Source organism: Muricoccus nepalensis (assembly GCF_006438825.1).
Taxonomy (GTDB): Bacteria; Pseudomonadota; Alphaproteobacteria; order Acetobacterales; family Acetobacteraceae; genus Roseomonas; species Roseomonas nepalensis.
The window spans coordinates 1-15509 of record NZ_RCZP01000065.1; the positions used below are offsets into that span (position 1 = coordinate 1).

General features: G+C 65.9%; 14 protein-coding genes. 5 read left to right on the forward strand and 9 right to left on the reverse strand.

The features are described 5' to 3' along the window. The 4 genes from EAH89_RS28735 to EAH89_RS28750 form a co-directional block, all read right to left on the reverse strand. Positions 1-212: transposase (locus tag EAH89_RS28735; RefSeq protein ID WP_140887146.1), on the reverse strand; the 212-nt coding region annotated here is incomplete at its 3' end. A gap of 531 nt (positions 213-743) precedes the next feature. Next, a complete protein-coding gene (locus EAH89_RS28740; RefSeq protein WP_140887149.1) occupies positions 744-3719 on the reverse strand; it encodes a PAS domain-containing hybrid sensor histidine kinase/response regulator in 2976 nt (991 codons plus the stop codon). 5 nt (positions 3720-3724) lie between these two features. Then, entirely contained in the window at positions 3725-3919 is a 195-nt protein-coding gene (locus EAH89_RS28745; RefSeq protein ID WP_140887151.1) for a type II toxin-antitoxin system ParD family antitoxin, read from the reverse strand. 36 nt (positions 3920-3955) lie between these two features. After that, a complete protein-coding gene (locus tag EAH89_RS28750) occupies positions 3956-4759 on the reverse strand; it encodes a helix-turn-helix domain containing protein (RefSeq protein ID WP_140887154.1) in 804 nt (267 codons plus the stop codon). 64 nt (positions 4760-4823) lie between these two features. On the opposite strand from EAH89_RS28750, the gene EAH89_RS28755 reads away from it, so the two are divergent. Beyond that, the gene (locus EAH89_RS28755; protein ID WP_241667255.1) at positions 4824-5057 is read left to right on the forward strand and encodes a hypothetical protein; all 234 of its coding nucleotides are present in this window, start codon (positions 4824-4826) and stop codon (positions 5055-5057) included. A gap of 161 nt (positions 5058-5218) precedes the next feature. On the opposite strand, the gene kdpC is transcribed toward EAH89_RS28755, so the two are convergent. The 4 genes from kdpC to kdpF form a co-directional block, all read right to left on the reverse strand. Beyond that, a complete protein-coding gene (gene kdpC, locus EAH89_RS28760) occupies positions 5219-5803 on the reverse strand; it encodes a potassium-transporting ATPase subunit KdpC (protein WP_140887157.1) in 585 nt (194 codons plus the stop codon). 3 nt (positions 5804-5806) lie between these two features. After that, positions 5807-7816, reverse strand: coding sequence for a potassium-transporting ATPase subunit KdpB (gene kdpB, locus EAH89_RS28765; RefSeq protein ID WP_140887171.1), 2010 nt, complete (start codon positions 7814-7816; stop codon positions 5807-5809). A gap of 65 nt (positions 7817-7881) precedes the next feature. Continuing rightward, positions 7882-9579 carry a potassium-transporting ATPase subunit KdpA gene (kdpA, locus tag EAH89_RS28770; RefSeq protein ID WP_140887159.1) on the reverse strand — a complete coding sequence of 566 codons (1698 nt, stop codon included), beginning with the start codon at positions 9577-9579 and terminating at the stop codon, positions 7882-7884. A gap of 4 nt (positions 9580-9583) precedes the next feature. After that, entirely contained in the window at positions 9584-9670 is an 87-nt protein-coding gene (gene kdpF / locus EAH89_RS33635) for a K(+)-transporting ATPase subunit F (protein ID WP_075800680.1), read from the reverse strand. 667 nt (positions 9671-10337) lie between these two features. On the opposite strand from kdpF, the gene EAH89_RS28780 reads away from it, so the two are divergent. From EAH89_RS28780 to dapA, 4 genes are all read left to right on the forward strand, one after another. After that, positions 10338-13037 (forward strand): sensor histidine kinase, encoded by a 2700-nt coding sequence (locus EAH89_RS28780; RefSeq protein WP_140887161.1) that lies wholly within the window; start codon positions 10338-10340, stop codon positions 13035-13037. A gap of 32 nt (positions 13038-13069) precedes the next feature. After that, complete coding sequence (locus tag EAH89_RS28785; protein WP_456306543.1) at positions 13070-13747, forward strand: response regulator; 678 nt, start codon at positions 13070-13072, stop codon at positions 13745-13747. A 286-nt stretch (positions 13748-14033) separates the two neighbouring features. After that, on the forward strand, positions 14034-14396 hold the full coding sequence (locus EAH89_RS28790) for a hypothetical protein (RefSeq protein WP_140887166.1): 363 nt from the start codon (positions 14034-14036) through the stop codon (positions 14394-14396). A 1-nt stretch (position 14397) separates the two neighbouring features. Then, entirely contained in the window at positions 14398-15228 is an 831-nt protein-coding gene (gene dapA / locus EAH89_RS28795) for a 4-hydroxy-tetrahydrodipicolinate synthase (protein WP_140887168.1), read from the forward strand. 2 nt (positions 15229-15230) lie between these two features. Here the strand turns inward: dapA and EAH89_RS28800 are convergent. Next, positions 15231-15509 (reverse strand): transposase (locus EAH89_RS28800; protein WP_194152377.1); only part of this gene is annotated, 279 nt, incomplete at its 5' end.

A 15509-nucleotide genomic window follows, 5' to 3' on the forward strand; every position in this document is an offset into this window, starting at 1 on the left:
AACTCGCGCGGCAGGTGGGCCCAGGCACAACCCGTCCGAAGCACGTACAGGATAGCGTCGACCACCAGCCGCATCGGCCAGGACCGTGGTCGCCCGGTGTGCGCTGGACGGGGCAGGAAGGGCGCGACCACCGCCCACTCGGTATCGGTCAGGCACGTTGCATAGGGATGAGAGCCGCGCGCAAGCTGCACGCGGGCGGCAGGGGTCCACATGGGCCACCTCGAAGGACGTCAGACACCCTCCGAACGCGTAGAACCCCCGCCGCTCACCCCAACCCAGCCGTTATGAAGCGGGCTCTCAGCGGGAGCATTCCGCACCACAGCTAGAGAGTGCGTTCGAGGCGGTGGCTGCCCTGGCCGAGTATGCGCGGGCAGCAAGCCTTGCCGAGGCCGACGAGCTGCTGGCGGACGTGATTGCCTTCATGGTGCTTCGCGGCTCTGCTGGCCATAACGCCCAATAGCGCCGCCGTACCTTCGAGGCTGTCCGCCGTTCAACGGCGCGTACCAACAAGGCGGTTTACAAGCCGCCCGACAGCTTCGTCCTCATGAGGGCAACTCGGTGGCGGCCCATCCGGCGCGCCATGTCGCACAGGACAGATCTGATGGACCATGTTGTGCATGCCGTGTCTGGTGCTGGGAGCCTGCGTCCACTGGAGGCTTCCGTCTGCTCGAGGCAAAATCCTCGTTACGTCGAAGATCGCGCCGCACCTGCTGCACACTGCTTCGGCCACAGAAGTCTCCCGTTCATGCCCCCGTGATGCGCCGTCGCCGCTGCCACGTGGCAACCCTGCGCAACACGCGCGAAAGTTGCTCTATCGAATAGGGCTTGTGCAGGAGCTCGAAGCCGTAGGTGCCATTCTGGGCCAGCACATGACTATAGCCCGAGGTTAGCACCACCGGCAGGTCGCGATGGTTCTGCCGGATGCGTTGACCAAGCTCGATCCCACTCATGCCCGGCATGACTACGTCGGAGAACACCACGTCGAACTGGTCGGCGTTTTTGGCCAACTCAGCCAAAGCTTCCTCAGCATTGACGGCCAGGACAGGTTCGTAGCCGAGTTCGGCCAGGGCCTGCGTCGCGAAATCACCCACGTCGATGTTGTCCTCGACCACGAGGACGCAGGTGCCGTGTCCGTCGACCAGCGGCTCGGGCTCGGTGACCTCCGCCGGTCGTTCCTCGGGCGCTGCAACGCGTGGAAGAAAGATGGTGAAGGTGCTGCCCACGCCTGTTCGGCTCTCGACGATGACCTCGCCGCCAGATTGCTTGGCAAAGCCGTACACTTGGCTCAGGCCCAAACCCGTGCCCTTGCCCTGCTCCTTGGTGGTGTAGAAGGGCTCGAAGATGCGCTCCAGCTGATCGGCCGCGATACCGCTGCCGGTGTCGGTGATCGACACGGCCACGAAGTTACCGGGCAGTGCCGCATGCGGGCGCCTAGCCGGGATCTCCTTGGCGCCCGCGACCCGGATGGTGAGGCGGCCCTCCCCGTTTATGGCGTCGCGGGCATTGACCGCCATGTTGACCAGCGCGGTGTCGAACTGGCTCGGATCGGCGTTCACGAAGCAGGGTACCTCTGGCAGTTCCGCAACCACTTCAATCCGGGAGCCCGTCAGGGTACCGAGCATGCCGCCGAGCATCCGAACGGCGTCGCAGGCCGCGAAGGTTTCGGGTTTAAGAGCTTGGCGTCGTGCGAAGGCGAGGAGCTGGCCCGTGAGCTTGGCAGCCCGCTCGACGGTGTCGGAGATCGCGGTGACGTAGCGGGTCCGACGATCTTCGGGGATGCCGGGTCGCTTGAGCAGGTCAATCGAAGATCGGATGACCGTGAGGAGGTTATTGAAGTCGTGCGCCACGCCGCCCGTGAGCTGGCCAATCGCCTCCATCTTCTGGCTTTGCCGAAGTGCCTCCTCAACCAATTCGCGCTCGGCGAGGGTGGTGGCGATGCGTTGTTCCAGGGTGTCGTTCGCGTCTCGGAGCGCGGCCTCTGCCCGTGCCCTCTCTACAGCGTCCCAGGTGCGGGAAGCGACTTCCTCAATGAGGGCGACTTCATCCGCGCTCCAGGCATGAGGACAGCGATGGTTGATGTAGAAGCTTGCTCTGAAATGGCCATCCCGGATCAGTGGTACCGAGACGAAGGCTCCGATCTCGAGCGCAACCCACCGTTCGGATGTTGGGAGGTTCCGCGTGTCGTCCGCTACGACGGTTTGCCCCCTCTGCTGAGCCGCAATGCTCTCGGCGTCGAAGGACGCCAGCGAGTAGCTGCCGTCGAGGGACGACACCCCGTTCCGGTAGCCCGGCTCCAGCACAATCGTTTCGCCATCTGGTTGCACGAGACCGTAGCCAACCCGACTAGCACGGAGATAGCGCCCGAGCAGTTCGGCCACACCGATTATGATGCCGCCCGGCGTGTCCTCTGCCCGGAGCCGGTCTGCAAGGCGAAGCAGAAAAGCTTGCCGCATCTCGGCCAGCTTTTGCTCGTTGATGTCGAGCGACACCGCAAAAACGCTTCCGACTCGGCCTTCCGCATCGTGCACGGCCGCCACACTGTTGCGCACCCATACCGTCGATCCATCCGGACGTAGGTACCGCTTGACGACTTCGAACGAACGTCCCCCTCGAGCTAGGCTTTCGAACTGCGTCTGGTTGGGCGGAAGATCTTCGGGATGGGTCAGAGCTTGCATCCCGAGGGAGAGCAGCTCGTCCCGGGAGCGCCCGACCAAAGCACAGTACTGATCGTTCACAAAGATGAAGCGGCCCTGCAGCGTAGTCTGCGCGATGCCGGCCGAGGATTGATCCATCAGCGCCCGCAACCGCGCCTCGCTGTCGCGCAGCTCCTCCTCGGCCCTTTTGCGAGGTGTGATATCGCTGGCCGTTCCGATCCACTCGGTGATCTCGCTGTCGGGGTCGAACAAAGGCACGGCTCGTGAATGCGTCCAGCCCACGCCGCCATCGGCGAGGCGAACCTGATGTTCCAGCGAGAAGACCCCCCTCTGTCGGATAGCTTCCGCGACGGCAGCCCTGACGCGCGGTTGCTCCGTTTCGGGAATGTAGTCGTCGATCCAGTGTGAGTTGGCAGTGCCAGTGTCGGCGAGAAAGCCGCCGCCACTGAGCTGGCGCATCTCCGTCCAGTCAGCACTCATCGAATACAGGACCTCGGAGGAGGCTCGGACCAGGGCACCCAGTCGTGCCTCGCTCGCGCGCGCCGCATTAATCTGCTGCGCCAATTCGGCACTGACTTGGGTGAGATCGCGCTCGGCAACCACCTGCCGGGTCGTTTCTGTTACCACGAGGAAGATGCCGGTAATCTGGCCCTCGTCGTCCCAAAGCGGGCTGTAGCCGTGGGTGAAGTAGGCCTCCCGCGGCACGCCGTCCCGGTCGGGAGTGTAGCGCGCGTTCTCGACGTGGAAGGTCCCGCCCGATAGCACCTTGTCGAAAATGGGCGTGAGTTGATCCCACATCTCCGACCACCACTCCCGGGCCGGACGGCCGAGTTGGCCCGGGTGCTTGCGGCCCAAACCGGGAGCGTAGGCGTCGTTGTAAATGGTGGTCAGCTCTGGCCCCCAGTGCAGCATCATGGGGAATTGGGAGCTGAGCACAATTCGGACGGCCGCCTGGAGCGAAAGAGGCCAGCCCTGCACAGGCCCGAGGGGAGTTGTCGACCAGTTGATTTCGCGCAGCAGCGCACCGGCCTTGCCGCCGCCCGAGAGGCAATCAAGCCCGGCCATCGGCCCTACGTCTCCGCTTTCCGAGTGCGTGTCGCCAACCGTAGTCGGCGCTCCTGCTCAATGGCTTCCTCGCGCTCCAGGGCACGAATGGCGGCTCGCACCACCTCACTGGCGTTTTGATAGCGACCCGATGCGACCTGCACGGCAATGAAGTGGTCCATCGCCGGGGTGATCGAGACGTTTTTGCAGATCTGCTTCATCAGACGCTCGGGATAACACGACCGCATGTACAGTTGTCAAAGATTGATGGTGGCTAATGGGTCGTCACCAGTTATCCAACGCAGCCGTTGGTACGGTCTGTCAACGCGAGACACAGGAAAACTCCGCGCTGGCGGTGGCTTAGCTCCAGCCCTTGGCCGAGCGGGCATCAGTGATGCGAAGGTCCGCCTTCTAGCCGCGCTGGGCGCAGTAGAAGTTGGCCTGCTGTGCACAACGGAGGGCTCGGCGCGAGCGGCGGCGATGTGGGCCTCCTGGGTGATGCGGTAGCGGTTGGGGCCGACCTTCAACACGCCCGTTCCCGAGCATCCAACCAAGCCGATTGCCACCAGGATGAGCGCACGCCGCATCCGATAACCCTTCTGGTTATTTCGAGCAAAGAATGAAGGATCTGGTGGCGGGGTAGAGGCGTGGCCTCCTTCGCTCTCATTGTGCTCCCAGGGGCAGCTGCCCATGGTCCGCACCGCCATCGTGGCGCCGAAGCGCTGCCGGACTAGGGCCTGCACCGCTGCCCGGCTCCAGAGCGCGAACGCCAGCCCCAACTCGTCCGGCATCCTCTTGCGGATCAGCGCCTGGACCTCTGCCTCCTGCTCCTCCGCCAGCAGGCTGCCATGCCCTGGCGCCGGCCCGCGCGCTTTGCTCTTCAGCCCCGCCCGGCCACGCGCCGCGAGCCGCTTGCAGATGTCAAAGACCTCGGTCGGGGTCAGCCCAACCTGGGCCGCGATCGCCGCATAGGTCTGCTCCGCCTGGCGAAGGCCAATCACCTGCCGCCGTCGCTCCTCCTGCGCCTCCGGCGCCAGGCTCCGCATGTCTACGTGCTTCATTGTTCCGCCTACCTGGGCCCAGGAGGCGGAATCCTCAAGAACACCGAAGCCGGCTCAATAGCCGGTGTCCAACCTCAATGCGAACCTGGGCGGGGAGATGCGTTTCGAGATCCGCCGCCTGCACGACGAGTTCCGCTTCAGCACGGCTCACGTCACACACGACCAGTCGGAGGCTATGGTGACGGCAGACCGGATCGCCGTGATGAACGCCGGCCGCATCGGGCAGGTGGACGCGCCGCACGTCATCTACGCGCGCCAAGAGCAAGGAAGATTTTGCGGTCTGCCACGGAACAGGTAACCGGACGAGATCGTCGGCGTAACACCGACGGTTAGACCAAACGGCTCGAAAGCGAAGACCAAGGCCACCAATGGAGTAGTGATCCCCCACCGAGAGGCCAAGCATCGTCGATGTGAGCAAGCTGCGGTACAGGATCATGGTCATTGTTCTTCGCGAGGCGATCAGCGCGCGTCGTCGAGCGCGAGATTGAGGCGGAGCACATTCACGCGGGCGGCCCCGAGAAGCCAAAGCACCGGCGCTGTGGTGTTCGCGGTTAGGAGGGCGCGAACCCGGTCCACTGGCAGGTTTCGGGCCTGCGCCACGCGAGCGACCTGCCGCGCGGCATTCTCCGGACTGATGTCGGGATCGAGGCCGGACCCGGAGGCCGTAACGGCGTCGACTGGCACCGGCGTGAGCCCCGCTGCAGCCACACGCTCCTTCACCGCGTCGATCAGAACCTGACTGGTCGGCCCGCGTTGTGAGGCAGCGCTGGCGGCGGCGTTGTAGGGTGCGTCCACCGTCTTGCTGCTGTCCTGCGGGTCGGCGCCGCTGGTAGCGGAGGGGCGTGGGTGGAAGTAGCGATCCCCCGTGAAGTTCTGGCCGATAAGCGCGGAGCCGACGACCTGGCCGTTGCGCTCGATCAGTGAGCCGCCGGCCTGCGCGGGCATGATGGCGCCCGCAACCTGGGTGAACACCGCCGGCGCTGCGATGCCGAGGAGAAGGGTAAAGCCGACCACCATGGTGACGGCGGGACGAAGAACGGACATGGCTCAGGCAATCCCGAGAAGCTGGAGGACAAGGTCGATAAGCTTGATGCCGATGAAGGGCGCGACGATGCCGCCAAGCCCATAGATCAACAGGTTACGCCGCAGCAGCGCTGCCGCTCCGGAGGGCGTGTAGCGCACGCCGCGCAGTGCCAGGGGCACAAGCGCCACGATGATCAGCGCATTGAAGATCACCGCCGCGAGAATGGCGCTCTCGGGGCTGGCCAAACGCATCACGTTCAGCGCCTGGAGCTGCGGGTATTGCAGCACGAAGATCGCCGGCAGGATGGCGAAGTACTTCGCCACGTCGTTGGCAATCGAGAAGGTGGTCAGCGCGCCGCGGGTGATCAGCAACTGCTTGCCGATCTCCACCACCTCGATCAGCTTGGTCGGGTCACTGTCCAGGTCCACCATGTTGCCGGCCTCGCGCGCGGCCTGGGTGCCGGTCTGCATGGCCACGCCGACATCGGCCTGAGCCAGGGCCGGCGCGTCGTTGGTGCCGTCGCCGGCCATGGCGACGAGGCGTCCCTCGGCCTGAGCATCCCGGATGTATTGCAGCTTGTCCTGCGGCGTGGCCTCGGCGATGAAGTCGTCCACGCCGGCCTCGGTGGCTATGGCGGCCGCGGTGAGGCGGTTGTCGCCAGTTACCATCACCGTGCGGATACCCATGGAGCGGAGCTGGACGAAGCGCTCGCGGATCCCGGGCTTGACCACATCCTTCAGCTCAATGGCGCCCAAAAGGCGGCCATCCTTCGCTACGGCGAGAGGCGTGCCGCCCTGGCGGGCTATGCGGTCCACAGCGTCCCGCAACGCGGCCGGTGCCTCCTGGCCGGTGCTGCGAATGAGGCTGTCCGCCGCGCCCTTGCGGTACTGCCCGCTCGGCAGATCGAGCCCGGAAATGCGGGTCTGCGCGGTAAAAGGAACGACGTTGGCATTGGCTGGGATTGGCGGCGGGGTGATGCCGTGCCGGTCCCGCGCAAAGGCGAGGATGGAGCGGCCCTCGGGCGTCTCGTCGGCGAGCGAGGAAAGGACGGCGGCCTCCGCAAGATCGCGCTCCGCGACGCCGAGTATGGGATAGAAGCCCGCGGCCTGGCGGTTGCCCAGAGTGATGGTCCCGGTCTTGTCCAGCAGCAGCACGTCCACGTCGCCAGCGGCTTCCACTGCGCGGCCGGAGGTGGCCATCACGTTGAAGCGCACCAGCCGGTCCATGCCGGCGATGCCAATGGCCGAGAGCAGGCCACCGATCGTTGTCGGGATCAGGGTGACCAGCAGCGCGGCGAGCACTGGCACGGAGGGGGGAGTTCCGTTCCAAGAGGCGAGGCCGACCACGCTGGCCACCGCGATCAGGAAGATGATCGTCATGCCCGCCAGCAGGATGTCGAGCGCGATCTCGTTAGGCGTCTTCTGGCGCGAGGCACCCTCGACGAGGGCGATCATACGGTCGATGAAGGTCGAGCCGGGAGCAGCCGTGATCTTCACCACGATCCAGTCCGACACCACGGTGGTGCCACCAGTTACGGCGCTGCGGTCGCCGCCGCTCTCGCGGATCACCGGCGCGCTCTCACCGGTGACTGCCGCTTCATTCACACTGGCGATGCCGCCTACCACCTCGCCATCGGAGGGAACGATATCGCCGGGCTCGATGAGGACATGGTCGCCCACGCGCAGCTCCGTCGCGTTGCGAAGCTCCCAGGTCGAACGGTCGTCGGCCCGGGAAAGCACCTTGGCCTGTGCGTCCGAGCGGGCTTTCCGCAAGCTCTCCGCCCTGGCGCGACCGCGGCCCTCGGCCACCGATTCCGCAAATGTTGCGAAGAGTACGGTGAACCAGAGCCAGAGGGCGATGCCCGCCTGGAACCCCCAGGTCTCACTTCCGAGGGCAGCATGGATGGCGAGCACGGTCACGAGGATGGAGACCACCTCGGTGACGAAGATCACAGGGTTCCGCAGCAACGTGACAGGGTTCAGCTTGCGGATCGCGTCGCTCATCGCTCGCGGCAGGAGTGCGGGGTCGAGCATGGGAGGCCTGACGCGGGTTCCTGCGCCAGGACTGGCAGTGGTGCTGTCGAGCATTAGGATCGGCCTCAGAAGGTCTTGCCGGCGAGCATGACGAAGTGCTCCGCGATCGGCCCGAGAGTGAGGGATGGCAGGAACTGCAACCCGCCGAGGATGAGGATGACGCCCGCCAGCAGCCCGGCGAAGAGCGGCCCGTGGGTCGGGAAAGTGCCGGCGCTCTCGGGCGCCTTCGCCTTCGCCGCCAGCGAACCCGCAATGGCCAGAACCGGCACGACATAGGCGAAGCGTCCCAGCAGCATGGCTATGCCGAGAGTGACGTTCATCCAGGGAGTGTCGGATGTGAGGCCGCCAAAGGCCGAACCGTTGTTCCCGGCGGCCGAGGTGTAGGCGTACAGCATTTCAGATAGGCCGTGCGGACCGCCGTCCTGGATGGATGACACCGCCGCCGGCAGCACCAACGAGACCGCTGTGAAGCCAAGGATGGTAGTGGGCAGGATCAGCACTGCCAGCATGGCCAATTTGATTTCCCGCGCCTGCACCTTTTTGCCCAGGTACTCCGGCGTGCGACCGACCATCAGCCCGGCGACGAAGACAGCCAGCAAAGCGAATACCAGCATGCCGTAAAGGCCTGACCCAACACCGCCGGGCAGCACCTCTCCGAGTTGAATGAGGAACATCGGGATCAGCCCGCCGAGTGGCGTGAAGCTGTCGAACATGGCGTTTACCGCCCCGCAGGAAGCACCCGTGGTGGTGGCCGTGAACAGGGCCACCAAGGGCAGGCCGAAGCGGAGATCCTTGCCCTCCATGTTGCCCATGGCGGGATCGACGCCGAGTGCGGTGAGGAGCGGGTTACCCGCGGCCTCGGCGGCGTAGATTGCCGCGGTTGCCAGCACGACAAAGCCGATCATGACCGCCAGCAGCGCGCGACCCTGGCGGATATCGCCGACGATCCGGCCGAAGGTGAGGCAGAGCGCGAAGGGGATTATCGCCTGTCCCCAGATTTGCAGCGCCGTCGCGATCGCATCCGGCCCCTCAAAAGGGTGCAGCGAGTTCACGCCGAAGAAGCCGCCACCGTTCGTGCCAAGGTGCTTGATGGCGATCTGGAAGGCAGCTGGGCCGAGCGGAATGACCTGCTCTGCGCCTTCAAGGGTTGTCGCGGTGACGTAACTGGCGAAGGTCTGCGGAATGCCCAGGGCGACGAAGGCGGTGCCTAGCACAAGGGTTAGCGGCAACAGCACGTAAAGGGTGACACGGGTGAAGTCAGCCCAGAAGTTGCCGAGTTCTTTCACGCCACCACGCGCGAAGGCTCGCGATACGGCGAGCGCTAACGCGATGCCGGTCGAGGCCGAGAGGAAATTCTGTACAGCGAGGCCTGCCATCTGGCTGAGGTATGAGGCCGCGACCTCACCCGAGTAGGCCTGCCAGTTGGTGTTGGTGACGAAGCTGACTGCCGTGTTGAAAGCAAGCCAGGACGACATGCCGTCCAAGCCCAGCGGGTTCAACGGGAGCATACCCTGCAGGCGCAGGACCGCGAAAAGCAGAACAAAGCCTGCTGCGTTCGCTGCGAGCATGGACAAGCCGTAGCCTTTCCAGTCCTGTCCACGCGCAGGATCAATGCCACCCGCGCGGTAGAACAGGGTCTCCATGGCACCGAGCCACGTCACACGCCCCCTCGCAACGGCCGCGATGTACCGGCCGAGCGGCACGGCGGCCGCCACGATGATGGCGAGAACGAGCGCGATCTGCGCCCAACCGACGATGGTCATGGGATCACAGGTCCTCGGGGCGCAGCAGCGCCCACAGAAGGTAAGCCAACAGGCCGGCGCTCACGGCGCCGCCCAGAATGAGGTCGAGCATGGTGTCTCAAACCCGATCGCAGCCGGCGACGTAGGCGGCCATGAGCACAAAGGCGCCGAGGCCGAGGACCAGGAGAAGGATGTCGAGCATGGGTGTCCCCTGCTGGCAGGGGGCCAGCAATCAAGACATCAATCGGCAGTCAGGCATAAAGAAGCTATTCGTCGATTGAGCTGCCTCCATAAAAATCCCATAAAAAACGAAGGATTGCGGCAAAGCACAATGAGGTTTTTATGGAAATTTTAGTCGCAGGCCGCAAATGCATCATCGCGGTTTTATGCAGCAGGGATCAAAGAGGGCCGGGCATGACGATGGGAGCAACACGCCATGTCCGCCGCCATCTCGCACCTGCCAGCACGACCCCCCGCGAGTTCCGCACGACCGATCCATCGCACGGCTGGCGATCGACTTCGAAGAGGGTTGCAAGCTTTGGGGTCGCGTCGCCTGGCGATCCTCAGCCTCGCCCTGCTCTTGCTGTGGAGTCTGGCTGGGTCCCTCGCCATGGGGCTTCGGACACCGACAACGTCGGATGCGGGTATGGTTCGTCTTTGGCTCAGCGTAGCAATAGCTCTTGCTCTCGTTTGTATGGTCGCCGGGTACCTCGCCGGCTCAGGCGAAAACCGATGATGGGCGAACCATGCCGCACTAACGGCGAGCGGCCTGCCTGAGCATGCCGTTCTCCGACAGATCAAGAGAGCCTGCTCGAGCGGACCCGGAGGCCCTTCTCGCCGCCGCGGCGCGGGAAGCCCGCGGGCGGCTGAAGGTGTTCCTCGGCGCCGCGCCCGGCGTGGGCAAGACCTACGAGATGCTAACCGAGGCACGCCGCCGCGCACTTGGTGGAGCCGATGTCGTGGTCGGGCTTATAGAGACGCATGGCCGCGCGGAAACCGCAGCACAGATCACCGGGCTCGAGGTGCTTCCGCGTGCCCGCCTGGACTATCGCGGGCAGGTTCTTGAGGAATTCGACCTCGACGCCGCCCTCGCCCGGCGCCCTGCCATTCTTGTCCTTGACGAGTTGCCACACACCAACGCGCCCGGCAGCCGCCACCCGAAGCGCTGGCAGGACGTGGAAGAGTTGTGCGCTGCCGGGATCGAAGTCTGGACGGCGATGAACGTCCAGCACCTTGAGAGCCTCTCCGACGCGGTGGCACGTATCACCGGCGTCCGCGTCGCCGAGAGGGTGCCCGATCACGTCCTGGCTAGCGCGGACGCGGTGGAGCTGATCGACATCCCGCCCGCCGAGCTCCTCGACCGCCTGCGCCAAGGCAAGGTCTACCGCCCCGACCAGGCGCAGCGTGCGCTGAAGAGCTTTTTCCGGGAGGGAAACCTCGCCGCGTTACGGGAGATGGCGCTCCGCCGCACGGCGGAGCGGGTGGATGCCGACGTCACGGGCTACATGCGCGCCCACGCCATCGCCGGCCCCTGGCCGGCAGGAGAGCGCGTGATGGTGCTCGTCGGCGGCGAGGCCTCGGCCGAGGCGGCGGTGCGCCAAGCCCGGCGCATCGCCGACGCCCTGCGCGCCTCGCTCGTCGCGCTGCACGTCGAGCGGCCGGGCGGCGCGGTCGGCGATCCCACGCCGGCATTGCGCCTGGCAGAAGCGCTCGGGGCGGAAACCGAGACCGTGGTCGACACCGACCTGCCGCGCGCCATCCTGGCGGCGGCGCGGGCGCGGAACGTCACGCACCTCGTCATCGGGCGGGGCAGACCGAGCTTCTGGCGCCGCCTGAGCGGGCGTACCCTCTCCGCTACCCTGCTGCGCCAGGCCTCCGACTTCGCTTTGCACCTTGTTCCGAATGCGGCCGCTGCGGGACAGCCGCGTGCGCTTCCGATGCGGCGTTTCCTTCCGGACTGGCTCAGCTGGACCATTGTGCCCGTCCTCGTCCTGGCCGCCACCGGCATCAATCTGGCCCTGGATGAGCGGGTGACAGAAGGCTCGCTGGGGATGGTCTACCTTGCCGCGACCGTGGCGGCCGCGGTCGCCTCCGGGCCGGTGCACGGCCTGGCCACCGCCGTGCTCTCCTTCCTGCTGTGGAACTATCTCTTCATCACGCCGCGGTACACCCTTACCATCGATGGCCCGCAGGAGATCCTCGGAGCGGTCATCTTCGGCCTCGTTGCCCTAATGCTGGCTGGCACGGCCGGGCGGCTGGGGCGTTCGGTCCGTGCGGCGCAGGCGCGCGTCTTCGGCCTGCGCCGCCTGGTGGAGTTCAGCCGGCGCCTCGGCGCGCCGATGGACCGGGCCGCCCTGCTCTCCTTGGTCGCGGAGGAAGCGCAGCGCATCGCCGGCTGCCCCGCCTGCGTGCTAATGCCGCTCTCCGGCGAAGAAGTACCGGGACTCGGGCTCCCGCGCGAGCGCCGGGCCGACGACACCGACCTCATTCCCCGCGCCTCGTCTCCTGCCGGCACCGAGCCGGACGACGCCTCCATGGCGGCGGCACGCTGGGCTTATGCGAAGGGTCGTGCGACAGGATGGGGGACAGATACCCTGCCAAACAGCGCGTGGCAGTTCCAGTCGCTACCGACCGCACAGGGCGTTGCGGGCCTGATCGGCCTGCGCTTTGCCGACCGCACGGAGCCGCTGGACACCGAGCGGGAGCGCGCGCTGCAAGCCTTGCTGGATCAGGCCGCCATTGCCATCGAGCGCGCCGAGCTGATGGAGGAGCGCGCCCGGGGCTTCGTAAGAGCAGAAGCGGACGCGCTGCGGACCACCCTCCTGACCTCCCTCGGTCACGACCTGAGGACCCCCCTTACCGGCATCCGCGGCTCACTTGAGACGCTCCGAACCATGGGCGACGCTCTGCCGCCCGAGGCGCGGGCCGATCTTATCCTGACCGCTGAAGAAGAAGCGGCGCGGCTAGGGCGCTTTGCCAACAACATTCTCGACATGGTGCGGGTGGAAAGCGGGCAGGTGACGCTGCAGCCGGAGCTATTGGACCTGCCCTCCTCGATCGACGCGGTTGTCGCGCGGGTACGACACGCTACGAGCCGGCTAGTAGAGCAGCGGATTGACCCTTATCTTCCGACGCCGTCTCTTGATCCGGTGCTGTTCCACCAGATCCTTGCTAACCTGCTCGACAACGCCCTGAAGTTCTCGGGGCCGAACGGGCGTGTTGCGGTGATCGCGCGCCGGGAAGGCGCGAGCGTCACCATCTCCATTGAGGATGATGGGTCGGGGATCCCGCCTGACGACCTGACCCGCATCTTCGATCCGTTCTTTCGGGCATCCCGCACCGATCGGATCGCCGCTGGCAGTGGCCTGGGGCTCGCCATTGCCCGCGGCCTTACCCGAGCGATGGGGGGTGTTATCACAGCCGACAGCCCCATTCTCAACGGCAAGGGAACACGCGTGACTGTCCGGTTCCCCGCATGAACAGGGCGCCAGCCGGTCTCGGAACGCCCCGCGTGCTGGTGGTCGATGACGAGCCGCAGATCCACCGCTTTTTGGGTCAGGCCCTCACTGCCTCCGGCTACGAGCCGATGCGGGCAGAGAACGCCACGGAGGGCCTGCATCTGGCGGCGACTCGTGCCCCGGCCGCCATACTGTTGGATCTCGGACTTCCTGACCTCGACGGGCAGGAGGTGATCCCCCGCTTACGGGCGTTCACCGCGGCGCCCATCATCGTGCTGTCAGCCCGTGACGGTGAGAAGGCGAAGGTGGCGGCGCTGGATGCCGGTGCCGACGATTACGTGGAGAAGCCTTTTGTCCTTGGTGAGCTGCTGGCACGCCTGCGCGCCGCCCTGCGGCGCGCGGCGGCCGCGGCGGGACGCAACGCCCCTGCGGCAGTTTTGCAGGTGGGCCCACTGACGGTAGATCTCGCCGCACGGACAGTGACGCTGGACGGATCGCCGCTGCGGCTGACGCCTCGCGAGTACGACCTTCTCGTCGCGATGGCCCATGCGGGTGCAGGACGGGTAGTCACGCAGCGCCAGTTGCTCGAGGCGGTCTGGGGACCGGGGCATGCCGAGGATGCGCAGTATCTCCGCGTTTACGTCGGTCATCTCCGTCAGAAACTTGGCCAGGCCGCGAACCTGATCCGCACCGAACCCGGTGTCGGCTATCGCCTCATCTCCTCCGATTGAGCAAACCTTCCCTCTATTTTTACGCCAATTTTATACGGTCCTGCTCCAATCGACATCGTGCCTTTACGGCGGGAACGTCATCTGTTGCGGCTTGGAGGTTCCCATGTCCGCTCTCACTCGTTCTGCTATCCCGCCTGCGATCGTCCGTGCTGCTCCAGCCTCGCTAGATCAGTCACCGTCTCGAAGGGCAAACCAAAATTGGCCGCCGAGCCTGCGGTCGCACACAGTCGGGCTTACCCGCGAGGTCGACCTGCTGGGCGCCGTCTCAATCGAACCGAGTGATCGTGTGCTCGTCATCGGCGAGGCGGCAGCCGATACGCTCTGCGACGCCATGCGCCGCGGATGCCGCGGCGGCTCAGCCTTCCGTGCGGCGCCCGCCCACCCCGACCCGGTGGAGGTTGTGGTCGCGCCCATTATTCGCACCGAGGAAGCGGGCGAGGCCGTCGCGATCTGTGCACGTCGCGCCCTTCCGGCTGGTGGACGGCTCGTCTTGCGCGCGGTCGGTCAGGGCGAGGCCGAGTTGGCCCGCGGGCTCGCCGATCGCCTCCGCACCTACGGTTTCGAGCGCGTGCGTCTGCATGGCCAAGCCGAAGGCGCGCTCGTCCTCTGCCGCCTTTCGAGCGGTAGCACGGCCGCGAAGGGGCGCTGAGATGCGCCCTCCTCCTGCCCTGGGCGGCGTCCTGACGGCGCTCGTCACTCCCTTTCTCGCTGGTGATCCCGGCGAGCTGGACCTCCTTGCCCTGTCCCGCCTCACAAGGCGCGCCGTCGACCGTGGCGTCTCCGGGCTGATCGTCTGCGGCAGCACCGGCGAGGCGTCGGCACTCTCACCAACCGAGCACGCCCGTGCCATTGTTTGCGTAGCAGAGGCGAGCGGTGGGCGACCCGTGGTTGCCGGCATTGGCGCCCCTTGCACCGAGGTGGCGGTGGCTCTGGCCGTGGCCGCCGAGCACCTCGGCGCGACAGCACTGCTGGTATCTGCGCCACCCTACGTGAAGCCAGGACAGGCCGGTCTGCGGGCGCATGTCCGCGCCATTGCCGCTGCGGCGGGCCTGCCGATCGTGCTCTACGACGTGCCTTCCCGTGCCGGTGTTTCTTTTACTGACGAGACGATTGCGCGGCTCTTTGAGGAGGGGCACATCCAGGCGCTGAAGGACGCAAGCGGCAATCTGTCGCGGCCGCCGCGCTTGGCTCGGCTTTGTGGGGCGGAGCTAATCCAGCTCTCCGGTGATGACGCGACGGCGCTCGCGCACCTGGCGATGGGCGGCCAAGGCTGCGTGTCCGTCACAGCCAACGTGGCGCCAGCTCTTTGCTCCACATTGCAGGTGGCCTTCGTGACCCGCGATCTGAGCTTTGCCGCGACGTTGCGCGACCTCCTCGCGCCCTTGGATGCCGCCCTCTTCGGGGAAACCAATCCCATTCCGGTCAAAGCGGCGCTTGGGCTACTTGGGCTCTGCTCGGCGGGCGTAATACCAAGTCTCTGAGATCATGACCTATATGCCCAGTCGCGCAGTCCGATGGACATGATGCGCCAGGGCTGTTCGGTGAGCTTGTTCCAGGCGTCGCAGCAGTGGTCGACGATGTTGTCGTAGGACCGGAAGACCCGGTTGGAGAGCCAGTTGTCGCGCATGAACTGCCAGACATTCTCCATGGCGTTCAGTTCGGGGCACTTGGGTGGCAGCGGTGCGAGCGTGATGTTGGGTGGAACCGCGACCTTGTCGGAGAGGTGCCATCCGGCCTGGTCGAGCAGCAGAACGGCGTGCGC